Origin of the sequence: Paracoccus yibinensis (assembly GCF_030846195.1) — a bacterium.
Taxonomy (GTDB): domain Bacteria; phylum Pseudomonadota; class Alphaproteobacteria; order Rhodobacterales; family Rhodobacteraceae; genus Paracoccus; species Paracoccus yibinensis.
The window spans coordinates 347,896-371,679 of sequence record NZ_JAVCWH010000003.1 but is presented as its reverse complement, the minus strand read 5'-3'; the positions used below and the strand labels follow the sequence as shown (position 1 = coordinate 371,679).

Annotated in this window: 20 protein-coding genes; 14 read left to right on the top strand and 6 right to left on the bottom strand. The window is 65.4% G+C overall.

Annotation, left to right across the window (positions count from 1 at the left end; all coding sequences use genetic code 11):
* Window positions 1-129 precede the first annotated feature (129 nt).
* Window positions 130-612: a fasciclin domain-containing protein gene (locus RAH32_RS08970; protein WP_306607258.1), complete on the bottom strand. Its 483-nt coding sequence runs from the start codon at window positions 610-612 to the stop codon at window positions 130-132.
* Between the two features lie 166 nt (window positions 613-778).
* On the opposite strand from RAH32_RS08970, the gene RAH32_RS08965 reads away from it, so the two are divergent.
* Window positions 779-1,354 carry a helix-turn-helix domain-containing protein gene (locus RAH32_RS08965; RefSeq protein WP_306607257.1) on the top strand — a complete coding sequence of 192 codons (576 nt, stop codon included), beginning with the start codon at window positions 779-781 and terminating at the stop codon, window positions 1,352-1,354.
* A gap of 38 nt (window positions 1,355-1,392) precedes the next feature.
* On the opposite strand, the gene RAH32_RS08960 is transcribed toward RAH32_RS08965, so the two are convergent.
* Window positions 1,393-2,460 (bottom strand): zinc-binding metallopeptidase family protein, encoded by a 1,068-nt coding sequence (locus tag RAH32_RS08960; protein WP_306607256.1) that lies wholly within the window; start codon window positions 2,458-2,460, stop codon window positions 1,393-1,395.
* 46 nt (window positions 2,461-2,506) lie between these two features.
* Window positions 2,507-3,082 (bottom strand): response regulator, encoded by a 576-nt coding sequence (locus RAH32_RS08955; protein WP_306607255.1) that lies wholly within the window; start codon window positions 3,080-3,082, stop codon window positions 2,507-2,509.
* Between the two features lie 263 nt (window positions 3,083-3,345).
* Between RAH32_RS08955 and RAH32_RS08950 the strand changes: the two genes are divergently transcribed.
* The 6 genes from RAH32_RS08950 (at window position 3,346) to RAH32_RS08925 (ending at window position 10,947) form a co-directional block, all read left to right on the top strand.
* Window positions 3,346-4,497, top strand: a complete 1,152-nt coding sequence (locus tag RAH32_RS08950) for a zinc-dependent alcohol dehydrogenase (protein ID WP_306607254.1) — start codon at window positions 3,346-3,348, stop codon at window positions 4,495-4,497.
* A gap of 13 nt (window positions 4,498-4,510) precedes the next feature.
* The gene (locus tag RAH32_RS08945) at window positions 4,511-5,038 is read left to right on the top strand and encodes a hypothetical protein (protein WP_306607252.1); all 528 of its coding nucleotides are present in this window, start codon (window positions 4,511-4,513) and stop codon (window positions 5,036-5,038) included.
* 563 nt (window positions 5,039-5,601) lie between these two features.
* Complete coding sequence (locus tag RAH32_RS08940) at window positions 5,602-6,660, top strand: DUF475 domain-containing protein (RefSeq protein ID WP_373429687.1); 1,059 nt, start codon at window positions 5,602-5,604, stop codon at window positions 6,658-6,660.
* Between the two features lie 197 nt (window positions 6,661-6,857).
* The gene (locus RAH32_RS08935; protein WP_306607248.1) at window positions 6,858-7,241 is read left to right on the top strand and encodes a hypothetical protein; all 384 of its coding nucleotides are present in this window, start codon (window positions 6,858-6,860) and stop codon (window positions 7,239-7,241) included.
* Entirely contained in the window at window positions 7,238-10,039 is a 2,802-nt protein-coding gene (locus tag RAH32_RS08930; protein WP_306607246.1) for a response regulator, read from the top strand. Before RAH32_RS08935 ends, RAH32_RS08930 begins: the two co-directional genes overlap by 4 nt.
* Window positions 10,036-10,947 carry a diguanylate cyclase domain-containing protein gene (locus RAH32_RS08925; protein ID WP_306607244.1) on the top strand — a complete coding sequence of 304 codons (912 nt, stop codon included), beginning with the start codon at window positions 10,036-10,038 and terminating at the stop codon, window positions 10,945-10,947. Before RAH32_RS08930 ends, RAH32_RS08925 begins: the two co-directional genes overlap by 4 nt.
* 64 nt (window positions 10,948-11,011) lie before the next feature.
* On the opposite strand, the gene RAH32_RS08920 is transcribed toward RAH32_RS08925, so the two are convergent.
* The 3 genes from RAH32_RS08920 to RAH32_RS08910 all read right to left on the bottom strand — a co-directional run bounded on the left by RAH32_RS08920 (window position 11,012) and on the right by RAH32_RS08910 (window position 13,019).
* Window positions 11,012-11,494: a hypothetical protein gene (locus RAH32_RS08920; RefSeq protein WP_306607242.1), complete on the bottom strand. Its 483-nt coding sequence runs from the start codon at window positions 11,492-11,494 to the stop codon at window positions 11,012-11,014.
* Between the two features lie 138 nt (window positions 11,495-11,632).
* Complete coding sequence (locus tag RAH32_RS08915) at window positions 11,633-11,758, bottom strand: hypothetical protein (RefSeq protein WP_306607240.1); 126 nt, start codon at window positions 11,756-11,758, stop codon at window positions 11,633-11,635.
* Between the two features lie 64 nt (window positions 11,759-11,822).
* Window positions 11,823-13,019 (bottom strand): calcium-binding protein, encoded by a 1,197-nt coding sequence (locus RAH32_RS08910; RefSeq protein ID WP_306607238.1) that lies wholly within the window; start codon window positions 13,017-13,019, stop codon window positions 11,823-11,825.
* A 199-nt stretch (window positions 13,020-13,218) separates the two neighbouring features.
* On the opposite strand from RAH32_RS08910, the gene RAH32_RS08905 reads away from it, so the two are divergent.
* From RAH32_RS08905 to RAH32_RS08875, 7 genes are all read left to right on the top strand, one after another.
* Window positions 13,219-14,061 (top strand): calcium-binding protein, encoded by an 843-nt coding sequence (locus tag RAH32_RS08905; RefSeq protein ID WP_306607237.1) that lies wholly within the window; start codon window positions 13,219-13,221, stop codon window positions 14,059-14,061.
* Window positions 14,062-14,139: 78 nt separating this feature from the next.
* Window positions 14,140-16,107 carry an MmgE/PrpD family protein gene (locus tag RAH32_RS08900; protein ID WP_306607235.1) on the top strand — a complete coding sequence of 656 codons (1,968 nt, stop codon included), beginning with the start codon at window positions 14,140-14,142 and terminating at the stop codon, window positions 16,105-16,107.
* Window positions 16,104-17,345, top strand: coding sequence for a glycosyltransferase family 4 protein (locus tag RAH32_RS08895; RefSeq protein ID WP_306607233.1), 1,242 nt, complete (start codon window positions 16,104-16,106; stop codon window positions 17,343-17,345). The genes RAH32_RS08900 and RAH32_RS08895 overlap by 4 nt, the downstream gene beginning before the upstream one ends.
* On the top strand, window positions 17,342-19,492 hold the full coding sequence (locus RAH32_RS08890) for a hypothetical protein (protein ID WP_306607231.1): 2,151 nt from the start codon (window positions 17,342-17,344) through the stop codon (window positions 19,490-19,492). Before RAH32_RS08895 ends, RAH32_RS08890 begins: the two co-directional genes overlap by 4 nt.
* Window positions 19,489-20,769 (top strand): glycosyltransferase family 4 protein, encoded by a 1,281-nt coding sequence (locus RAH32_RS08885; RefSeq protein ID WP_306607228.1) that lies wholly within the window; start codon window positions 19,489-19,491, stop codon window positions 20,767-20,769. Before RAH32_RS08890 ends, RAH32_RS08885 begins: the two co-directional genes overlap by 4 nt.
* A complete protein-coding gene (locus RAH32_RS08880) occupies window positions 20,762-22,483 on the top strand; it encodes a type I secretion system permease/ATPase (protein WP_306607226.1) in 1,722 nt (573 codons plus the stop codon). Before RAH32_RS08885 ends, RAH32_RS08880 begins: the two co-directional genes overlap by 8 nt.
* Complete coding sequence (locus RAH32_RS08875) at window positions 22,480-23,769, top strand: HlyD family type I secretion periplasmic adaptor subunit (protein ID WP_306607224.1); 1,290 nt, start codon at window positions 22,480-22,482, stop codon at window positions 23,767-23,769. Before RAH32_RS08880 ends, RAH32_RS08875 begins: the two co-directional genes overlap by 4 nt.
* The last annotated feature ends 15 nt before the right edge of the window (window positions 23,770-23,784 follow it).

Below are 23,784 nucleotides of genomic sequence, written 5' to 3'. Positions count from 1 at the left end.
ATCGCCCCCCAGGCAGTGCCTTCGCTTCTCGCGTCGTGTTGCGGTTCTTGCGCTTTGAACAAAGGAACGGAGAGGGAAGTGCCCCTCTCCGTCCCGTGACCTGATAAAAGGCCTGTATCGCCTGCGGGATCAGCTTTCCGGCGGCAGGATCACCTGGTCGATGACATGGATGACGCCGTTGCTGGCGGCAATGTCGGTCGCGGTGACATTCGCCTCGTTCACCTTGACGGCGCTGCCATCGACCTGCACGTCGATCATCTTGCCGTTGACGGTCGGGGCTTCGTCCAGTCCGACCACGTCGGCCGCCATCACTTCGCCCGGCACGACATGATAGGTCAGCACGTCCACAAGCTGCTGCTTGTTCTCGGGCTGCAGCAGGGTTTCGACCGTGCCGGCAGGAAGCTTGGCAAAGGCTTCGTCGGTCGGGGCGAAGACGGTGAAGGGGCCTTCGCCTTTCAGCGTCTCGACAAGACCGGCGGCCTCCAGGGCCTGGGCGAGGGTGTTGAAGGTGCCGGCCTCAACGGCCGTATCGACGATGTCCTTTTCCGCTGCAAAAGCGGGAACAGCAGCAAAGCCGATCAGGGCGGCGGCAATGGCAGGCATCATTTTCATGGTCGTCTCCTTGGATTGCATGAGCGTCACGGAGGTCCGTGCCCTGTTCATAACGTGAAAAACAATTTTCAGACTAATCAAATTTTCATGATAATAAACCAGATTTTCTTGACAGGAAAACCAATGAAAGGTCATTATCCTGGGGTGAAAGATGTCCGGGGATGCCATGTCGGATATGCTGACGGAAGAACTGGAAAAATACCGCATCGGGCCGCGGATGCGGGAACTACGGCTGCGCAAGAAGCTGGGACTGGTCCAGCTTGGGGAACATACCGGGCTTTCGCCTGCCATGCTGTCCAAGATCGAACGGGGGCAGGTCTTTCCCACCCTGCCCACGCTGCTGCGGATCGCCTTGGTGTTCAGGGTCGATCTGGATTACTTCTTCAAGAAGAGCGAGGCGAAGATCGCAGTCACGCGCAGGGACGAACGCATCCGCCTGGCCATCCCGGGCGGCACCTCGCCGGCGTCCTATCTGTTCGAAAGCCTCGACTATCCCTTGGCAGAGCGGCGGATGGAGGCCTTCCTGGCCTATTTCCCTCCAGGCGCCCCGCCGTCCGAACCCCACCGGCACGGGGTCGAGGAGATGGTCCATGTGATCGAGGGCAGCCTTGTGGTGATGGTGGACGAGGAGACGGTCACGCTTGGCGAAGGGGACGCGATGTCCTTCGATTCAAGTCTTCTGCACAGCTATCAAGGGCAGGGTGACAGTGAATGCCAGGCGCTTGTCGTGGCGCTGGCATGACGCCTGGGCCGGACAATCCCTGACGCCGGGCAAGACCCCTAGACCGGCGTGAAGTCGATGTCCGGGCGCAGGCGGCGGCAGAATTCGTGGACCAGGTCGATCGTCGCCCCGATATCGTCCAGGCAGACGACTTCGGACGGGGTGTGCATGTACCGCAGGGGCACCGAGATGACGCCGGTTGCCACACCCCCCTGCAGTTCCTGAACCACCCGCGCGTCCGTGGGGCTTTTGCCGCCGGTCGCCTGCCGTTGGAAGGGGATGTTCCGGTCCTGGGCGGAAGCGATCAACATGTCGAAGACTGCCGGGTTGGTGTTGGCCCCCCGAGAGATCCCCGGCCCCTTGCCCAGATCCAGCTGGCCCTGATCCTCGGGGCGCGCGCGCGGATAGTCCATGGCGACGCCCATGTCGATGACCAGGGCCGCATGGGGCGCAAGGTTGAACCCCGCCGTCCGCGCCCCCCGAGAGCCGATTTCCTCTTGCACGGTGCCCAGGATGTGAAATCCGACATCCGACCGGATGTCGCCGTCGCCGGACAGCCTGCGCACCAGTTCCGCCCCGATCAGCAGGCCCACCTTGTTGTCGAAGGCCCGCCCGGCGGCCAGGCTGTCGCCCAGCAGGGTGAAGCCCGCGTCGATGGTCACGGCACTGCCGATCTGGACGACCTTCTCGGCCTCGTCGCGGGACCGGGCGCCGATGTCGATCCATAGGTCGGTAAGCTGCGGTGTCTGATCGAAATCGGCAGACTTGAGCGCCTGGATCGCCTTGCGCCCGATCACGCCGGGCACGGTTTCATGTCCGTGCACGCTGACCCGCTGGCCGACCTCGGTCGCGACATCGGTGCCGCCGATGGTGCTGAAGAACAGAAAGCCGTTCTCGTCGATGTAATGGACGATGAAGCCGATCTCGTCCATGTGGCCGGCATACATGAAGCGGAACTTCGCGTCGGGATTGATGATGGCGCTGACATTGCCCAGGACATCGGTTGTCAACTTATGGGCGAAAGGCTGCACATAGTTGCGGTAAAGACGGGCCACAGGTTGTTCGAACCCGCTGGGCGAGGGGGTGGAGACAAGTGACTTCAGAAGTTCAAGCGCCTGATCGTCCATGGAACGCTCCTTTCAGGATATGACCCGTGAGGCGACAAACCCGGTTTTACGCAGCGGGTCGGCTGGTCATGCCGGGCCGCATGGGCGGCAATGCCAAATCCTCATGCGCCGTTCGGGTGACACCCGCAGGCAAGGCATCAGCAGGCAGGACGACATCGGCGGGAACGCGCATCCCGCCCGGCAGGTCAAGCTGCGCCCGTGCCCCGGCGATGCGTTCTGGGAACATCGACCCCTGGGACATCCAGGCGGGCCGGGCGGGACACATCAAGGCAATCGCCTCGACAGCCAGGCGGAAGCCCGAGGGCTTGCGGATGCGGCCGATGTCGTCGAAACAGCGCGGGATCATCACGTCGTCATGGGCGGTCATGAAGACGAAGGGCACGCCGCGCGCCCTTAGGGCATCCGCCACCTTGAACCGCACCCCCTGGCCCAGGTCGATCTCGACGATCGCGCAGGATGGGCAGCGGCTTTTGATCAGGGCAATCGCCTGATCTTCCTGGGCCGCCGGGCCGATGACCTGGGCACCCGCCTTGCAAAGCACTTGATGGGCACGGGCCGCAAGCCGGACGTCGTTTTCGACCAACAGGACCGCAGTCCCCTCCCCCCCTGCCGTCAGGCGCATGTCGAAGATCCTCCTGCGACGGCAGGTCGCCATCGCGTCGTAAAGAAATGACATCGTTGCACGGGCCGGGTATCTGGCGTTCCGACCTGGCGGGCAGGATCGCAGCGCCACTTTCCGGCTTCCCCCTTGCATGCCAATCAACCGCAGGATCGTTGCAATGTTCCGTCGCTTGATCTTTGTTCATCTGCGCCCGCTTTGGCCGCTCCAGGGGAACAACTGGCGGGCCGTGGATGTTGCCCCGGCAGTCTGCAAGGAGGATTGCCGTGCTAGCTGCCGATTATCGCGGCCCGCGCCGTATGCGGGTCAGTTCCAAGCGCGACCCGATGATCCAGCATCCGCGCGACGCGATCGTGCGCGTCACCCGGTCCTGCGTCTGTGGATCGGATTTGCACCTGTATCACGGGATGGTGCCCGATACCCGGATCGGAACGACCTTCGGCCATGAATTCTGCGGCATCGTCGAGGAGGTCGGGTCCGAGGTCACAAACCTGAAGCCCGGCGATCATGTGCTGGTCCCCTTCAACATCGCCTGCGGCCAGTGCCATTTCTGCAAGCAGGGCCTGTTCGGCAACTGCCACGAGGCCAATCCCCAGGCGACTGCCGTCGGCGGCATCTTCGGCTATTCGCACACGGCGGGCGGCTATGACGGGGGGCAGGCGGAATATGTGCGCGTGCCCTATGCCGATGTCGGGCCAACGCTGATCCCCGACTGGATGGACCCCGACGACGCGGTGATGCTGACGGATGTGGTGCCCACGGGATACCAGGCGGCCGAGATGGGTGGCATCCAGAAGGGCGACACTGTTGTGGTCTTCGGCGCGGGGCCGGTCGGCATCATGGCCGCGCGCTGCGCGTGGCTGTTCGGCGCGGGCCGGGTGATCGTGATCGACCACCTGGATTACCGCCTGGATTTCGCGCGCCGGTATTGCCCGGCCGAGGTGTATAACTTCCAGTCCATCGACGACATGGCCGTGTTCATCAAGAAGCAGACGGATTCGCTGGGTGCGGATGTCTGCATCGACGCTGTGGGCGGCGACGCCTCGGGCAGTCCGCTGCGCACGGTTCTGGGCAAGAAGATGAAGATCGAGGCGGGTTCGGCCATCGTCCTTCATTGGGCGATCAATTCCGTCAAGAAGGGCGGCGTGGTTTCCATCGTCGGCGTCTATGGACCCACCGGCAACATGGTTCCCATGGGCAATGTCCTGAACAAGGGCATCACGATCCGGGCCAACCAGGCCTCGGTCAAGCGGCTGCTGCCCCGGCTGATCGAGCATGTCCGCGAAGGCCGGATCGACCCCAAGGCGCTGATCACCCACCGGGTGCCGCTGGAGGATCTGCCCGACGCCTATCACCTCTTTTCCGCCAAGCTCGACGAATGCATCAAGCCCGTTCTCTATCCCAACGGCGGACGCTGAAAGGACGCACAGGATGACGCAGAATTCCAGCCAGACGATCGACCCTGCCACCGTGAACGGCTGGGGCGTCGATGCCGACCCCCGCAATGATCCGACCTATCCGATGCGCGACCGATCCGCCGATACCGAAACGCACATGGCCTGGAAGCGCCCGCCCTTGCAGCGGCCCGAGGTCGAGCTGCTTCAATCCGTGGAGCATAACCGCCGGCCTGCGGTCTTCGGCACCTCCTCGCCCCCGTCGGGCATCAGCGGCATGGTCCGCCGCGCGGCCTTCGGCTTCAGCGAATCCGACTGGCGGCATTGGCTGATGCTGCTGGGGGCCGACCGCATCAACATGATCGAGGGCATTGCCCAGGACCTTGGCCGGGGACATGTCCCCAACGTTCCCGCCGAAATGGGCATGGGGGCCGAATGGCGGCACAACAGGGGCGGCCTGGCCCGCAAGGTCGCCATCGGCGCGGCCGTCGCCGTGGTGGCGGTGGCGCTTCTGGGCCGGAACGAGGGCCGCAGCCATGCACGATCACCCCGCCGGATCCGGTAAGAAAAGGCTGCGGGCCAAGGCATCCCGCATCGATGCCCTGGTCCCTCCAACTGCGTTGCCCCGAGGCAATGAGGGTCGGGAAGACATCTGCCCGAACCATCGGGTGCTTGGTTTTAAGGGCGCGGCCCTTCGCGCCCTCGGACCGGGGTGCCGCAAGCGTCCTGTTGGTTTCATCCGGTTGACGCTTCTGCGCCTGATCGCAGAACGGGACAAGCCTTTGCGGGGAAAGGTCGGGACTGCCGGTCCGAACGGCGTCCCGACTGCCCGCGGGTTGTCCGCGTCCCGGCCATGTCGGCCTGATCGGCGACATTGCAAGGTCCTGCCGGGCCGGTCCGGGACAGGGCAAAGGTCCGGCGGGAACGGGTCGTTTTTGCACCTTGCGGGCACAAGACACTTGCGTGCTGGCCCGACATCCTTCAAATGCGCGTCATCCGCCGGGGCGGATGCAGACTGGGTGACCGGGTCCCTCTGGCGAATGTGGCGGCACATTCGTGATGTCGGCACTGATCCTGAACCAGCCGCCTGGACCTTTTCTCATGGAAAATGGACTGCCTTCCTCTGGCTTGAGCGCAGACGCCCGGCCGACACTTCGCTATTTCACCTGGGCCTTCATCGTCACCGCCGTGGGCCTGATCCTGGGCGCCTTCCTGGGCTGGCAGATGACCGGGACGGTCGGCGGCATGCTGACCATCTTTTTCATCTGCACGGTGCTGGCCGTCCTGGAAATCTCGCTGTCCTTCGACAACGCGATCGTCAACGCCAACAAGTTGAAGGAAATGACGCCGGAATGGCAGCATCGCTTCCTGACCTGGGGGATCCTGATCGCCGTGTTCGGGATGCGGATCGTCTTCCCGCTGCTGATCGTGGTGATCGCCGCCAAGATCGGGCCGTGGGACGCCATGGTGCTGGCCGCCGCGCGGCCCGAGGAATACGCCAGGATCATGCATGATGCCCACCTGCCCATCGCGGCCTTCGGGGGCACCTTCCTGATGATGGTGGGCCTGTCCTTCTTCTTCGATCATGAAAAGGATGTCCACTGGGTCCGCTGGCTGGAAGCCAAGATGCAGAAATACGCCACCATTCGCGGGATCGAGGTCGCGGTGGTGTTGTCGCTGATCCTGATCTTCACGCGCTTCCTGGAACCCGCCGAAGCGCAGGTCTTCTTCAGGGCCGCGATCTGGGGCCTTCTGACCTTCCTTCTGGTCGAGGTGCTGGGCGGCTTGCTGGACAGCAGCCAGGAAGCCCTGGCGGCCGGGGCCAAGGGCGGCCTGGGGGCGTTCCTTTATCTCGAGGTTCTGGACGCGTCCTTCAGCTTCGACGGCGTGATCGGGGCCTTTGCGCTGACCCAGAACCTGTTCATCATCGCCATCGGCCTAGGCATCGGCGCGATGTATGTGCGTTCGATGACCATCATGCTGGTCGAAAAGGGCACGCTGGCCCAGTACCGCTATCTGGAACACGGCGCCTTCTATGCGATCATCGCGCTGTCGGTGATCATGTTCATGCAATCCTTCGTCCATATCCCCGAGGTCATCACCGGCCTGGGCGGCGCCGCGCTGATCGGCGTGTCGTTGTGGTCGTCGATCCGCTGGAACCGCGACACGCGGCACGCGGGGGAATGAAAATGGACCGGCCGCAGGACACCCTGCGGCCGGGAATGCCGCGGGCGCGCGCCGGGCATGAAAACGGCGGCGCGCCTGGCAGCCACCTGATTTCCGTAGATACTTAAAACTGAAACTGCTTTTTGGCGCGTTGTTAAACGAACCGGCAGCTATGGTTCCCTATGTTCAAGGAAACCGCTTCTTGCCAGGGAATCGACGTGTCCAACCCTTCCGATACCTCAGTCTGCCTGCAGGCAAGGCACAAGGCCGCTGAACGGCCGACCCTTGGCAGCCTTTGGCCGGCTGCGGCGGTGGCCCTTCTGGGACTTCCGATCCTGGTGCTGCTCGCCCTGACCTCGGGCGAGGGCAGGGGGCAATATGTGGTGATCGCCGCCCCCTGGGTGGACAGGGCGGGGGTTGCAGGCACTGTCCACCGCGCCGGGGCCGGGCTGGTCGCGTCGGGCTTCCTGCCCAATATCGCCGTCTCCTGGTCCGAGGACGAGGGCTTTCCCGCAGCCGCGCGCGCGCAGGGCGTCTGGCTTGTCTTGCCGACCTCGGGCTTTGCGGGCTGCGGGCCTGCGGGCGGGGGGCGCGGGCGATGACAGACCAGTTGAACCGCCTGCGGCAGCGTTTCGGCCAACTGCTGGTGCTGGTCTTCTGGTGCCACGTTCCGCTTCTGGGCATTGTCGCGCTGCTGACCGGAACCATGCCGGTGTCGGGCGCCATGCTGATCGGCGCGGTCATGGCCGCGATCTATCAGGTGACGTGGTATCGCGCGGGCACCGCGCCGGTGACGCGCCATGTCGCCGCCGTGCTGCTGATCGGACAGCCTTCGCTGCTTCTGGTGCTTCTGCAGGGGCACATGTGGCAGATGGACATGCACATGTATTTCTTTGCGATGATCGCACTGAACATCGCATGGTTCGACCGCACGGCCCTGGTCGTGGCCGCCACGATCACCGCGCTGCATCACCTGGTGCTTCTGTATTTCCTGCCGCTGGCCGTCTTTTCGACCGAAGGCGATCTTGTTCGGGTTGCCCTGCACGCGGTGATCGTGCTGTTCCAGACGGTCGTGCTGATCTGGGTCAGCGACAAGGTCGTCGAATCCTTCCGCCGCATCGATCGGATGGGCACAAGGCTTGTGGCGCAAAGCGAGACGCTGAAGCTGCGCAGCCACGAGGCTGAGCAGGCCAGCCGCGCAAAGGGCATGTTCCTTGCCACCATGAGCCACGAGATCCGCACCCCCATCAATGCGATCATCGGCTTTTGCCACCTGATCCAGCGCACGCCCCTGGATGCGCGGCAGCGCGACCAGATCGGCAAGATCAGCAGCGCGGGGACCACACTGCTGCGGCTGGTGAACGACATCCTGGATCTGTCGAAGGGCGAGGCCGGGCATCTGACACTGGAAGACGAGGTCTTCGACCCCCGTGCCGAACTCTCGCGCCAGATCCAGCTTCTGTCCGAGCCGCTCTACAGGAAGAACCTGGACATCCGGGTCCAGATCGACCCGAACATCCCCCCGCTGCTGTCGGGCGACATCACGCGGCTGAACCAGGTTCTGACCAACCTGCTTGGCAATGCCATCAAGTTTACAAGCGAGGGGACCATCACCATCGAGGCGCGGCTGGTCGAACGAAAAGGCGACATTGCGGTGATCGAATCGGCGATCAGCGACAATGGCATCGGTATGACGGCCGAACAGTTATCCCGGATGTTCACGCCCTTCATGCAGGCCGACAGCTCGACCACGCGCCGCTTTGGCGGCACCGGCCTGGGGCTGGCGATCTGCCGCCAGATCGTCGAACAGATGGGTGGCTGGATCCGGGCGGAAAGCGAACCGGGCCATGGCAGCACCTTCACGGTCATGACACCCTTGCGGATCCCCGAACCGCAGGTGCTGCCCGATGCCCTTCCTTCGGAAGCGATCAGGCGGCTGCACGTCCTGCTGGTGGATGACAACCTTATTACCTGCCGGATCATCCAGGAGATCTTCCGGCGATGGGGCATGACCATCGACATCGCCGATGGCGGCAGCGTCGCCCTGGCAGTGGCCAGGCGGGAATTTCAGGCCGGCCGGCGCCATGATCTTGTGATCATGGACTGGAAGATGCCCGGAATGGACGGGCTTCAGACCCTTCATGCCATGCGGGCGGTGCTGGGTGCGGAATTCGCCCCTTTCGTGATGATGACGACCTCCTACGACATCGATGAGGTTCGGCAGGACGCGAACGGCAAGGGCGTGGATCTGCTCCTTGCCAAGCCGATCGACGCGGCGAACCTGCTGCACGCGCTGAACCAGCTGCCCCTGGTCCGCGCCGATCAGCCTGTCCAGGAAGCCCCCGCACGCGGACCCAGCCTGCCGCCCGCCCTGCGCGGGCTGCGCGTCCTGCTGGTCGAGGATAACGAGATCAACCGGGAAATCGCCGCCCAGATCCTGTCGGATGCCGGGCTGGTGGTCGATTGCGCCGCCGATGGCAGCATCGCCTGCCGCATGGTCGAGCAGGCGGGCGCAGCCTATTCCGCCGTCCTGATGGACATCCAGATGCCCGAAATGGACGGCATGACCGCCACCCGGCACATCCGCAAGACCTGGTCGTCGGCACAGCTTCCCATCATCGCCATGACCGCCCATGCCTTTGCCGAGGAACGGCAGGACTGCCTGGCCGCCGGGATGGACGATCACCTGACAAAGTCGGTCGATCCCGCGCATCTGATCGCCACGCTGGAACGCTGGCTGGTCATGGGCCGCAACGCGGTTTCCGGCACAGCCAGCCTGCCCGACGCCTTGCCGCCCTTCGGCATTGCCGCGGCCCTGGCGCGCGTCAATGGAAACCGCGACCTCTTGCTGCGGCTGATCCTGTCCTTCGCCGACAGTCATGCCCATGCCTGCGATGACCTGACCACCTTGCTGGACCAGGGCAAGGCCGAGGATGCGCATCGGCTGGCACATACCCTTCGGGGCGTGGCCGCCTCGCTGGAGCTGCCGGACGTCGCGGCTGCGGCGGGACAGTTGGAACAGGCCCTGTCGCCTGGTGGAGAGGGGGATGTCGCAGCCCTCCTGGCCCTGCTGAGGCCGCCCCTGGCTCGTGCGGTCGCCGCCGCCGGGCAGTTGCGGTCGATGGCCTCCGTGGCGCTGCCGATGCGTGGCGCCTCTCCTCAAGCCGATGCCGATCCGAACCTGCTGGCCGAAGCCCTGGACACCCTGCGCGACCAGATCCGGCGCCGCAGCCTGTCCGCCCGGCATGGCTTTGTGCAACTGGCCGATCTGTTGCGGCTGGATGACGCGGCGCGGCAGGCCCACCCGCTGCATGTGGCGCTGCAAAGACTGGACTATGGCGCAGCTTCGGCCCTGATCGACGCCGAGTTTGCCGTTCCGGTGAAGGGGATCGCCGTATGATCGCCAAGCCCGTGGTCCTGATCGTCGATGACGAGATCCTCAATATCGAGATCGCAAGCGCCGCGCTTGAGGATGGATACGAGATCAGCTTTGCCCTGTCCGGTGACCAGGCGCTGGAGGTGGCCCATGCCGCCGGACCGGACCTGATCCTGCTGGACGTTCTGATGCCCGGCCTGAACGGTTACGATCTGTGCAGGCTGCTCAAGCAGGATCCGGGCCTTTCGGACGTTCCGGTCATCTTCACCACCAGTCTCCAGACCCCCGAGGCCGAATTGCTGGGCCTGTCCGCCGGGGCCATCGACTATGTGACCAAGCCCTTTCAGCCAGGTGCCCTGCGGCAGCGGGTGGGCAACCATGTCCAGATGAAGCGGATGCGCGACCAGCTTGCCGGTTTGGCGATGCAGGACCATCTGACGGGCCTCGGCAACCGCCGCCTGCTGGAACAGCGCCTGCACGAGGAATTGCGCCAGGCAGGCCGGGATGGCGGTAATCTGGCGCTGATTCTTCTTGATATCGACCATTTCAAGCAGTTCAACGATCTTTACGGCCACCCCGAGGGCGACCGCTGTCTTCAGCGTGTGGCAGCCGTGCTTGACCGACACATGCGCCGCGGACGCGATCTTGCCGCCCGCTATGGCGGCGAGGAATTCGCCTGCATCCTGCCCGGCCCGGATCTGGCCGGAGGCATGGCCCTGGCCGAATCGATCCGCGCCGAAGTGGAAGCCCTGGCGATCCCTCATGCCGGATCGCGTGTCGGTGGCTTGGTCACCGTCAGCCTGGGCGTCGCGGCCGGCCCCCCCGCACCGGGCGCTTCGCCGGAACGCTGGCTTCGGGACGCCGACCTTATGCTTTACCGCAGCAAGAACGCCGGTCGGAACCGCGTGACGGGGAATTCCTGTGTCCCGTGACCACAGGATCGTCCTTGCAGGGAGGATCGGCGCCGCCTTCGTCCCGGCGCGCGCGCCTGGGATGTCAGTGCCTGAACCTTGACGAGATGATCAGGATCTTGCGGTCGCCTTCGTCATGCTCCGGCCCGGCGCCGGTGCCGTCAGCTCGGGGGAAGGGCCGTTCCTCGACCTGCGGACGACTGGCCTGCAGGACATCCAGCATGTCGGGAAAGCCGCTGGCGATGTCCGGCATCCCGGCCACCGCATAGGCGGCTTGCCCCAGGCCTGCATAGTGGACGATGGTTCCCCCTTGCCGCACCAGCCGTGCCGAAAAGAATGCACAGGAAATCAGGCATTCATCGCCGATCTGGCGCGATTCACCTTGTCTGGCGCCGCGACTGGCGGCGTCCATCAGCCTGATCGTCAGCCGGTCAGGTGCAAGCGGTCGGTGCATGTAGCGTGCCAGGGTCGAGGCGAGGTGGTATTCGAGATCCGCAGAAAGCGCGACCCGGCTTTCGCGCATCCCCTCAACCACCAGATCCCGCGCTGCGGAAAGATAGGTATCCATCACGACATCCCCTGGTATCCAGATCACCCAACGTCCATCGCACAGGAAAATCTTGCCTCAGTTCTGCTGCAGGTCAAGTCCCCTGATGGCGGATGAAGTTGAAATCACGGGATTTCGGCAGCAGCTTTCGGTAACTGCCTAGTGCAGGCAGCCCTGCCGGATCCCGGCGGCTGCCGCCTTGTCTCCCTGCACTCCAACGTGGCATGCTGGCAGCGCGAGCCCCAAGGGAATGATCGACATCAGGCGGGCCTGGATGCGGTTCATGGCCGGATAAGCCTTCGACAAGCGCATCCGACCATGTTTTGGCAGGCGGGTATCGGGGATGCTGTTACCAGAAATCGATTCTCGTCTGCAAAAGCTGCGTCAGCGTTTCGGGATCCTGGTTCAGGAAGATCGCGCCATTCCCGTTCCCAAGATCCAGCAGGGTCGCATCGCCAAGATCCAGCATCCGATCCGCAAGGGATGCAAGGTCGATTGTCTCGCCATTGATGCTGCTTGTAAGGACAAGGCGGTCGTCCGGGCCGAAATCGGCGATGATGTCGGTTCCGTGACTGCTGCGGAACTGGAACACGTCCGCCCCGCTGCCCCCCGTCAGGAAATCGTCGCCCGACCCGCCGTTCAGCACGTCGTCCCCTTCGCCGCCGTCCAGCATGTCGTTGCCGCGTCCGCCGTGCAGCGTGTCGTTTCCTGCACGACCCAGCAACACATCGTCGCCGCGGCCGAAATCATCCACGGCGGCGACGAAGTCGTTGCCGTCGCCCAGATCGACGATGTCGTCGCCCCCGCCGGTGTCTACCCAGTCGTTACCAGTCCCGCCCTGGATGCTGTCATCGCCGAAGCCGCCATGAAGGGTGTCGTTCGCCGTGCCGCCGTCCATGGTGTCGTTGCCGTTGCCGCCGTTCAGGCGGTCGTTTCCATCCCCGCCGGACATCAGGTCAGCGCTCAGCCCGCCGTCCAGTGTGTCGCGGCCGGCGGCGCCTGACAGGACATCACGTCCCGCATCGCCTTCCAGCAGGTCGTTGCCGGCGCCGCCGAACAGAATGTCGTCCCCGTCCTGACCGTCAAGCGTGTCGTTCCCGGTTCCGCCATGCATCAAATCCGCCGCAAATGATCCGAACAGCGCGTCGTTTCCCGCCCCGCCGAACAGCCAGTCCGACGAGGCGCGCTTGGCCCCGGACCAGTCGCCATAAGACAATCCCCCTCGTTCGGGATCGCTGGCCCAGCGGACATCCAGCACATCGTCGCCCTCGCCGCCAATCAGCAGGTTCCATCCTGCGCCGCCATGCAGGGAATCGTTACCCGTAAAGCCTGCGAGGATGTGGTTGCCGATGCCCGCCCGTACCGTATCGTCGCCTGCCCCGCCCAGCCACAGACCCGAGGCAAGGCTTTCATCGAAGATGGTGATGGCGGCGACCAGGAAGTCCTGACGCGCGGCCAGGGCCTCTGCCAGATTCGCGGTGATCGGCGGCAATTGTGCCAAGCCATCGGTCAGAAGGGGAGGATTGGGGTCTGAATAGGTCGTCATGGGTGCTTTTCCAATTTGAAATAACCCGATGCCTTCTGCCCGGAACCGGCCCATGCCGGGCCATCGGCCGCATGTTAGCGGGGGGCCGTCTTCCCGCGACCCCGGAAATAGATGCAATTTTAAGTAATTAGCGATCGGCCGTTAACGGGCTTTCGCATAGGTTGTGCCGCATAAGATCAACAGCATGGAAGGGTTCATCATGGCCACGATACCAGGGGGCGCGTTCAGCGATTTCCTGTTCGGGACGTCGCTCTCGGACTTCATCACGGCAGGCGGCGGCAATGACACCGTCATGGCCAATTCAGGCGATGACATCGTCTATGGCGGGACGGGCAACGATCTTCTCAATGGCGGCTCGGGCGACGACCGCCTGCTGGGAGAGGCGGGGGAAGATCAGCTTCTGGGCGGATCGGGCGATGATGCGCTTGACGGGGGCGAGGGGAACGACACCCTGTCCGGCGGCGCGGGCGACGATCTGCTGCTGGGGGGCACCGGCGACGACCTTCTGGCCGGCGGGGCGGGCGACGACACGCTGTCGGGCGGCGCGGGCAACGACGCCCTGACCGGCGATGCCGGCGACGATTTGCTGCTGGGCGGCGCGGGCGATGACATCCTGTCGGGCGGCGCCGGTCGCGACACGATGGAAGGCGGTGCCGGTGACGATCGGCTTTATGGTGACGCAGGGGACGACCTGCTGCTGGGCGGCGCGGGCGACGATTTCCTGCAAGGCGACAGCGGTGAAGACACGCTGGATGGCGGCGCGGGCGACGACAATCTTTATGGCGGCGCCGGGGACGACCTGTTCGTCTTTTCGGGGGGCGGGGATGTGGTCATGGACTTCACCGATGGCGACATCCTTCAGATTTCGTCCCGACTGGAAGGCGTCACCCTGGCATCGGCCGAGGAAGTGGCCGATTTCGCCATTGATCTTGGCGATGCCGGCACGCTGATCGACTTTGGTCAGGGCGACAGTGTCCTGCTGCATGGCGTGGCCTTTGACGACGTGACCTCGGATCCGGGCCGGTTCTTCACCGTCGTCTGAATCTGATGATCCGGGCGCCCTGGCGCGCCCGGATCATGTCGAAACTTTCCTGTCATCCTGCCCCAGGTTCCAAACGGCATGAATATCCCCGTCGACCGAAAGCTTTGCCGTCCCGGCCCGCATCCCCTTGCTGCCCCGCCCGACGAGGCGACGGTGATCGCCATGGGCGCCATGCTCAGCGCGGTCTTCTTCGACCGCCAGGCAGGCCCGCGAACCCGGATGCAGGCGGAACAGGACGGCCTGCCGATCCCGCGGCCCTTGATCGGGGCAGAACTTGCCCTTCGGACCGGCGGCACGCGGCATGTCCTGTTCGTCCCCCAGGGGATCGAGACCTTGCAGGCGCGTCATCTTGTGCTGCGTCTGGACGGTGTTGCCGTGGCCGAGATCGACCCGAATTGGTTGCAGCCGCCCGAGGGTGAGTTGCCTGCCCTGATCGCGCAGCTTTCTGTCCCCGGGCTGCGCAAGTTGCTGCGGGTTATGATGGCCGGGGCGTCGCTGTTTGCCGCGCCGGCCCAGGCGGGCCTTGCCGAGGCGATCGCACGTCTGATGGATGTCTGCGCCATCCCGGCCTGCGCGCCGGTTGCGGAAACCCGGATCGCGGGGCGGCTGCTTGTCAGCTATGCGGTGCCCGGCCTTCCCGGCATGGGCCATCCGGCCGATGCTGCCGCGTTCCTGAACGGGCGGCTGGTCCGCCTGAAGGATTTCGACTGCCTCGCCGAAGGGAAATTGCTGCATGTGCTGCTGCCCGCCGGACTTGGCCGGTCGCAGATCCTCGCTTTGACGGATAGGCCGCTGCGGCTGGCGGCGGGGGATGCGCTGCTGCGCCGCCTACCTGTCTCGGCCTGGCTGCGCGCCCGCAGCCAAGCGTGCAAGGACTGGTTGTTCGGGCTTACTGGAACGATCGCCGATGCGCCGCCCGAACCTTCCTGCGAGCGGGAGGAGCCGAAGATCGCGATCCGGCATCTGTCGTCGACCGCCGGGGGTATCCTTTATGCGCTGACGCTGACGGACCCCTCGCGCATGGCGGGCAAGGTCATTCTGGAACGGCAGGGTCGGACGGCAGAACTGGAAACATCCCGCAAGTCGGACGGAACCGCGATCCTGACAGGACTGGCCGACCTGCCCCCGCAGCCAGGGGGGGAACACACCTGCCGGATCCGCATCGTCGATCATTCCGGCCAGTCGCGCCTGTGGGCCGAAACGACGGTCCCGGCCTATGACGGCGGCATTCCCGACGGCTTCCGGGATGCCTGGATTGTGGGGGCCGGTTCCCTGCGGTCCTTGGCACAGGCCCGCGCGGGGTTCCGCCGGTTGCCGCCGCCCTGCACCGTGCAGCATTTCGGACCTTTGCAGAAACCCCGGCTCAGGATCCTCACCTTGGTTGGCGATTCGGCCGATGTGATCCGGGCGCGTGCCGCCATGATTATGGCTGAAGGCCAAGGCATCCCGGTCGAAGTGGTCTGCACCATGACAGAAGGGCCGCTGGCCATCGGCGCGCGTCAGGCCCTGGCCCAGACTGCAGCGATCTATGGCGTTCCGCATCGTCTGCTGCTGCTGCCCGATTTCGCCACGTCTGCCGAGCGGATGCACGCTGCCCTTTCGGATGCGAAGGATGCCCCGGTGCTGGTGCTGGGTGGGGATGTCCTGCCCGCGACGCCGGGCTGGATCAGCTTCTGGCTGCGACGGCTGCGCAGGCGCGCCGCCTTGGCTCCGGCGCTGCTGGCGCGGGATGGTTCTGTCGCCGCGACGCGGGAAGGCTTGGATCCCTGCCGGGGATTGCCCGCCCAGCATCTGCCCCAGGCGGGGCAGGGGATCGATCGGCCATTGCCGTCCTGCCTGGCGCTTGCCCCGGAAGGAATCGCGCGGCTTCTGGCCAGTGTGCCCCATCCCGACCCGGCAATCTGGATGGCCCAGGCCCTTCAAGGTTGCGCCCGGTCCGAGACGCGCCACCCGTTCCGCCGCTTCGGCCCCGCACCGGCGCCGGACGACTTTGCGACCGCCCTTTCCGATGCCGAATTTTCCCTGATCGAAAAGGTTCGCGAATGACCCTTCAGGTCTTGCAGATCGCCCATGACCACCCTGCCCATACCGCCGGCGGGACCGAATTCCTGGCCCATGACCTGACGGCGGCGCTGAACGCGGCGGGCGGGGTCCGCGCCAGGTTCCTGGCCGCCACGACGTCGCTGCAACGTCCCGACGACGCGCCCGGATCGCTGGGTATCGAGGGGGGGGACCACCTGCTGCGCACGGGGCGCTATGACCGCTTCTCGATGCTGCGGCAGGACGGCACCGACTGGGTTGCCTCGATGGGGCGGCTTCTGGACAGCTTTCGCCCCGATGTCGTGCATCTGCATGGTCTGGACCGCATCGGCGCCGAGGTTCTGGCGGTCATCCGCCGCCTGGCTCCAAGGACGCGGATCGTGATGACGCTGCATGACTACCAGATTCTTTGTCCAAATGACGGGCTGATGCTGACGGTGCCGGACGGGATGCGGTGCCAGAAGGCCGGACCCGAGCGCTGCCGGGGGTGCTATCCGGCGATGCCGGCGGCGGCGCATCTGTTGCGCAAGGCGCATCTGACGGCGCTTCTGGCACTGGTCGATGCCTTCATCGCGCCTTCCCGCTTCCTTGCCGAACGGTTCGTCGAATGGGGGATCGAGGCAAGCCGGATCACGGTGCTGCCCAATCAGGTCCAGGCCGCTCCTCAGCCGCCGCGCGGGTCGCGCGCGCGCCCGGACCGCCTTGCCTTCTTCGGCAACATCGCCCCGCACAAGGGGGTCCTGCCGCTGCTGGCAGCGGCGCGCATGGCGGGGGACCGTGTGACGCTGGATCTGCACGGCGGGCTGGGCCATGCCGAAGATGGGTTCCGCCGCGCCTTTGCCGGCGCGCTGGCCGCCGCGCCCAATGCCCATCACCACGGACCCTATGCGCGGGCGGATCTGCCTGCCCTGATGGCCCGTGCCGACTGGGTCGTCATGCCCTCGATCTGGTGGGAGAATGCCCCCCTTGTCCTGCTCGAGGCGCGGGCGGCGGGCCTGCCGGTGATCTGCTCGGGGATAGGCGGCATGGCCGAGATGGTGGAACACGGCGTCACCGGTCTGCATGTTCCCCCCGGCGATCCGCGTCCCCTGGCCGAAACGATGCGCGCAGCCGCAGCCGATCGGGCCGGGCAGGCGCGCATGGCAGCTGCGCAGCGCGCCCGGCATGGAAAGGACGCCTATCGCGGCTTTGTCCACAGTCATCTGGACCTTTATCGAACCCTGACAGGAAGGATCGGCGCATGAGTCCCGCTGACGGCGCATTCTTCGGACTTGCCGCGGAAGCCCCCCCGGCCCTGGTGCCGGATCTGGCGATCATCCTGCCCGGAGGACGGACGCTGCTGGCGCTTTCTGATCTGGCCGATGCCCTGCCCCCGCAGGGATCATGCGGCGATGCGTCCTGGCAGGCGGTCTGCTGGCCCGTCCAGAACGGCCGCGCAGGCCTGGCCGTGGTTCAGGCCCCTCTGGTCGGCACGCAGTGGTTGCGCGCGCCCGGCGGTGAGGAATGCGAAATTGCCGCCCCGCGCGCCCTTGACGTAGCCCCCGCGCCCTTGGCCGATTTCGTCAGGCGTCATGGATTGAACAGCCGCGAGGTCTTCGATTTCCTTGCCGCCACCCTGGCCGACGATGCCCCGGCCGGAACACGGTCCGGCGATGGCGACTTTGCGGCCCGTTTCCTGTCGCTTGCAGCCGAAGCGGGCGGCTTTGTCGAAATCCTTGCCTGCCCCGGCACCCGGGGGCTTTTCGCGCAAGGCTGGGCGATGTCGCTTGGTGCGGGCCGTCACCGTCTGGCGCGGCTGGACGGCACGCTGTCCTTGTGCGACGCCGATGTGGCATTGTTCGCGCGCGACGACATCCCGCCGCCCGGCATGGGCTTCTGCCTGTTCAGCCTGGACTGGGAAACGGACCTTAACGGGCTGGACTGCCTGTTCTATGAACAGGACGGCACCCTCAAACGGCTCGAGGTCGTGCGGGGCAGCGTCCTGCGGCTGGCGGGCGATGCGGCGACCGACCATGTCCGTCACATGCTGCCCCGGCTGGCTGGCGACGAGGGGGGGATCGGCATCTATCGCCGCATCTGCCGTCCCAGGTATCAGGGGGTGGACACGCTTTCCCTGACCACGCTGCCCATCGCCGCCGCTTTCGATGCGGTGTTCCAGGCGCCCTCTGGCGGGCTTCTGGCGACGGGCTGGCTGCTGGATCCGCTGCGGCAGGTAGAGCGTGTCATCGTCAAAAGCACGGCCGGGCTTTACGCGCCCCTGCAAGACTGCTGGAGCCCCTTGCCGCGCGCGGATCTGAACCAGGGCTTTGGGGGCGATCCACGCTTTGCCCGACTGCTGGATCCGGCTGATACCCTGCATGGCTTCGTCGCCTTCGCCAGCGGCACCCCCCGCCGGGGGAATGAGGAATTCTATCTGGAACTGGTGCTTGCCGACAAAAGCTGCCTGTTCCACCCCCTGAAGATCACCGGGCCCGAAGGCCGCGAAATGCTGCCGCAGATTCTTGCCGCCTTGCCGTTGCACGACCCGGCCCTGGACCGGATCGTCGATGAGATGGTGGCGCCGTTCCTGGCGCAACTGCCCGCCCGTCCCAGGAAAACTCGTGGGGCGCAGCGGCCGATCCCGCTTTCCGAAATCGCCGGCGATGTTACCGCCGTGGTTCCCCTGGACCGACTGGATCATCTTCAGCCCATGATGGCGCTGCTGTCCGGCACGCCCGAGGCGGGACGGCTTGATCTGGCGATCGTCATGACACGCGGGGGGGCGGGCGAAGCGGCAAGGCGGCTGCGGGATCTGTTCTCCTTTTATGGCATCCGGGGCCGGCTGCTGATTGTCGATCAGACCGATCTCTGCGCCCGGATCGAGGCGGGGCTTGCCTTGGCCACCGGGGCGCGGGTGCTGATCTGGCAGCCTTCTGCCCTTCCCATGGGCCCCGGCTGGCTGGACATGCTGGAGTCGGAGCTTGCCGGCCTTGGCAGGCCGGGCCTGATTTCACCCACGCTGGTCTATGAAGACGGGTCGGTCTTCTATGGTGGCGATGGTGTGGCAGGCGATAGCGCCACGATGCTGGGTTATCCGCAAGGATGGCTGACCGGCGGCGCCCCGCGCCCCATGGCCGCCGGTGCGGCCCAGCTTGCGCTGATCGACCGTCAGGCAATGGTCCAGGCAGGCGGATTTGCGGGCCGGCTTTATTCCGATGGGCTGGCGCACAGGGATCTGGCCTGCCGCCTGCATGACCAGGGTTTCGGAACCTGGTCGTCGCGCGGCGTGAACTTCTGGATGCTCGAGGACTTGCCGCGCGCCGCCGACGCCGTGGGCGCACTGCTGGAAAGGATTGATTCAGCTTTGATTGGTAAGACTGCGGGCATATTCAGCACAGGCCGATTCCCATGAAAGCCCTTGTTCTCAGCCATGCCCATCCTGCCTTTTCCATCGGCGGGGCGCAGGTCGCGTCATACAACCTGTTCCAGGGCATGAAGCAGCAGCAGGGCTGGAATGCGCATTACATGGCGGGCGTGGGACCCCCGGTCGCGCGCCATGCCGCGACCCCGCTGATGTCGCTGGGCCAGGCCCCCGACGAAACCCTGTTCTGGACGAACGACTACGACTGGTTTCACCTGGGGTTGAACGACACCGATGCCCTTGTCGGGCATTTCGAACGCTTCCTGTCCGACCTTCGGCCCGATATCGTGAATTTCCATCACGTCATGGGCTTCGGCATCCAGGCGATCCGCGCCGCGCGGCGCGCCCTTGGCAATGTGCCGATTGTCTATACCCTTCACGAATACCTGCCGATCTGCGCCCATCATGGCCAGATGATCAAGGCTAGGTCCGGCGCACTGTGCATGAAAGCCTCGGCATCCGATTGCGGGATGTGCTTCCCCGATATCGGCGCCGCGAACATGCTGCGGCGCGAGTTGTTCATAAAATCCTTCTTTGACCAGGTGGATGCCTTCGTCTCGCCCTCGCGCTTCCTGCTGAGGCGGTTCCAGGACTGGGGCCTTCCGCGCCAGAAGCTGGTCATGATCGAGAATGGTCTCGACGGCGGTTCCGTCGCCCCGATCCGCCCCCTGCCCGGGGGCGGACGCCGCAACCGCTTTGCCTATTTCGGCCAGTTGAACCCCTTCAAGGGGATCAAGGTCCTGGTCGAGGCCGTGACGCGCATCCCGGAAAAGACCTGGGGCGACGGGATTCTTTATGTCTTCGGCGGCAACCTGGAACACCAGCCCGAGGATTTCCAAACCCAGGTCAAGGAACTGTTCCGCCTGGCCGGCCGCCGGCTGCGCTTCATGGGATCCTATAAAAGCGCCGACCTGCCCCATCTGATGCGAGAGGTGGACTGGACCATCGTGCCCTCGACCTGGTGGGAAAACGCCCCTGTCGTCATACAGGAAGCCTTCCACCACCGTCGCCCGATCATCGCATCCGATATCGGCGGAATGGCGGAAAAAGTACGCGATGGCATCGACGGGCTGCATTTCCGGGTCTCGAATCCCGAAAGCCTGGCCGAGGCGATGACACGCGCGATGGAGCCCGCGCTTTGGGACCGCCTGCATGCAGGCATCCGGCCGCCGACCACGGCGGCGGAATCCGCCCGCCTGCACGCCGCCCTGTTCGACAAGCTCTTGGCCAGAAGATCGGCGCCTGCCCTGGCGATTCGCCATGGCTGATGTCCCGGCACATCCCACCCCTTGGCGCGCAGCCCTGGCCGATCTGGCAAAGGGGGTGGCGGCGGCAGCCTTCATCGGCTTCTTCGTCAACCTTCTTTATCTGTCGCTGCCCCTGTACCAGGCGCAGATCTTCGACCGGGTCATCTCGTCCGGGAACTTCGACACACTGGCCGCGCTGACGCTGATCGTGGGCCTGATTTTCCTGTTCCAGGCCGCCCTGGACTTCCTGCGTTCGCGGCTGCTTCTGGTCATTGCGGCACGGCTTTCGATGGCTCTTGGCGGTCCCCTGTTCGAAGCCGCGGTCGAAAGCGCGCTGCGATCCGGCGCGGCTTCTGCGGCCACCGCCATGCGCGACCTGAACGGATTTCGCAGCTTTGTCGCCGGCGGCGCAATCACCCTGCCGATGGATATGGCCTTCACGCCCGTCCTTCTGGTCGTGCTGACCCTGCTGCATCCGTATTACGGGATAGCCGGGTTGTGCGGCGCGGCCCTGCTGACGATGATTGCCGTGACGACCGAAATTCTGGCGCGGCGCCCGGCCGCCGATGCCATCCGCAAGAATGTGCTGCTGCAAGCCGACACTGCCAATGCCATCCGCAATTCCGAAGTGATCGCGGCCATGGGGATGCTGCCCGAACTCTCGCGGCGATGGCGGCGTGGCCAGGCCATGTCCCTGGACAGCATCGAGGCGGGGGGGACCACGGCAAAGTTCCTGGCGTCCTTTGCGCGTGCCTCAAGGGTTGCCCTTCAGATCGCGGTGATTTGCCTGGGCGCCGCCCTGGTCATCCGGCAAGAGGCAAGTCCCGGTACCATCCTTGCGGCGGCGGTGATCACCTCGCGGATGCTGGCGCCCTTCGAACATCTGATCGACGGTTGGCGGCAATGGGTCAATGCCTTTGCCATCGCCCGGCGGTTGCGCGATCTGCTGCGCGACGGGGCGCGCATCCGGTCGGCCGTCAGGGTACCTGTCGGGCAGGCCATGATCGTGGTGGACAGGCTCAGCTATGTGCCGCCGGGCCAGGACGCGCCGCTTTTGCGAAATGTCAGCTTTTCGATCGCTCCCGGCGAGATGGTGGGTGTGATCGGCCCGTCGGGCGCCGGGAAATCGACGCTGGCACGGCTGGTGGTGGGGCTGTGGGCGCCGACGGCGGGGGGGATTTTCCTGGATGGGCAATCCACCTTCCAGCACGAAAGGGCCAGCTTCGGCGAGGCAGTCGGTTACCTTCCCCAGGAGCCGCTGCTTCTTGAAGGGACGGTTCGCGAAAACATCGCCCGGTTCCGCGATGCCCCCATCGAGGATGTCGTTGCCGCCGCGCGCCAGGCAGGCGTTCACGACATGATCGGTCGTCTGCCCAAGGGATATGAGACGCCCCTGGTCGATGGCGGTGCACGCCTGTCCGGCGGGCAGCGGCAGCGGATCGCCCTGGCGCGTGCGATCTTCGGAATGCCGAAGCTTCTGGTCCTGGACGAACCCAACTCTTCGCTGGACGCCGATGGCGAAGCGGCACTGATCGAGGCGGTGGAGGCGGCTCGCGCATCCGGCGCGGCGGTTCTGATCGTGGCACAGCGCATGTCGATCCTGAACAAGGCGAACCGTCTGCTTTTGCTGCGCGACGGCGCGCCGGCGCAATACGGCAACAAGGCCGAGATCCTGTCGGCGCTTGGGCCTCGGCGGCGCCAGGCCGCAACTGCAGAAAAGGCGTACCTGTCATGAGCATGACGATTGCCGACGAAGCCTTGCCTGCCTATCGACCTGTCTTCCTGACCGCGGTCGCGATGATCCTGTTCATGGCCTGCACCCTTGGCGGGTGGGGGATTTACGCCCGGCTGGACGGCGCCGTGGTGACGCAGGGTGTCGTTCTCGCGGAAAGCAAGCGCAAGACGGTCGAGAATCTGGAGGGCGGGATCCTTTCCGACCTTCTTGTGGCGCCGGGGGATCGTGTCCTGGCGGGCCAGCCCGTCGCGCAGCTGGACACCACCCAGGACCAGGCGCGTTTGGCGCAGATGCAGGCCGAACGCCGCGCGATGGTCCTTGACATCTGGCGGCTCGAGGCCGAGGCGCGGGGGCTTCCGCTTGACATGGCGCGGGCGCCCCAGGACGATCCCGTCCTGACCTCGGCGCAGGCAGAACTCTATGACGCGCGCCTTGCCCTGCATCATGGGCAGATCGCATCAATGATGCGTCAGGCGGATCATCTTGCCGCGCAGGCCGGGGCCAATCATGCACAGGCCCGCGCCTCGCAACGCCAGATCGAAAGCTGGACGCAGGAACTGGAAAACACCGAAGCCTTGGTGGAACGCGGGGCGGCGACCCGGCAGAAGGCGCGCGAAATCAGCCGCAATCTGTCTGTGCTGGAAGGTGAGCGCGACGAATATGCCGCCCTGGCAAAGGCGAACGAACAGGATGGTGCCCGCATCGCTGCCGATATCGCCACCCTGCGCCGGCAGCGCGTAGCCGAGGCGAACGAGTTTCTGGCCCAGGCCCGGCGCAGCCTTCCCGCGCTCGAGGCGCAAATCCGCGCGGCCGAGGATGTCCTTGCCCGCCGCACGCTGCGCGCCCCGCAGGACGGGCTTGTTGTCGATATTCCCGTCGTGACTCCGGGCGCCGTGATCGGTTCGGGCGCCATCGTGATGGAGATCCTGCCCGATGCCGATGCCTTGGTCATCCAGGCGCGCCTTCCGCCCGAAGCCATCGACACGGTTCATGTGGGCCGCAAGGCGCGTGTCAGGCTGACCGCCTATCGTCGTGCCACGGCCCCCACCATTGACGGCGAAGTGACCTATGTGTCCGCCGACCTGCTGGAGGAGCCGCGCGACGGCAGCCGCTATTTCGAAGTCCGCGTCAGGCTGAACGCGGCCGAACTGGAAATGCACCCGGATGTGGCCCTGACGGCGGGGATGCCCGTGGAACTGGCCATCCAGACCGGGGAACGCCGCGCCGGCGACTATCTGCTGGAGCCGATCTTGCGGCATCTGCGCAAGGCAATGCGGGATGAGTGAAATATTAATCCTTTC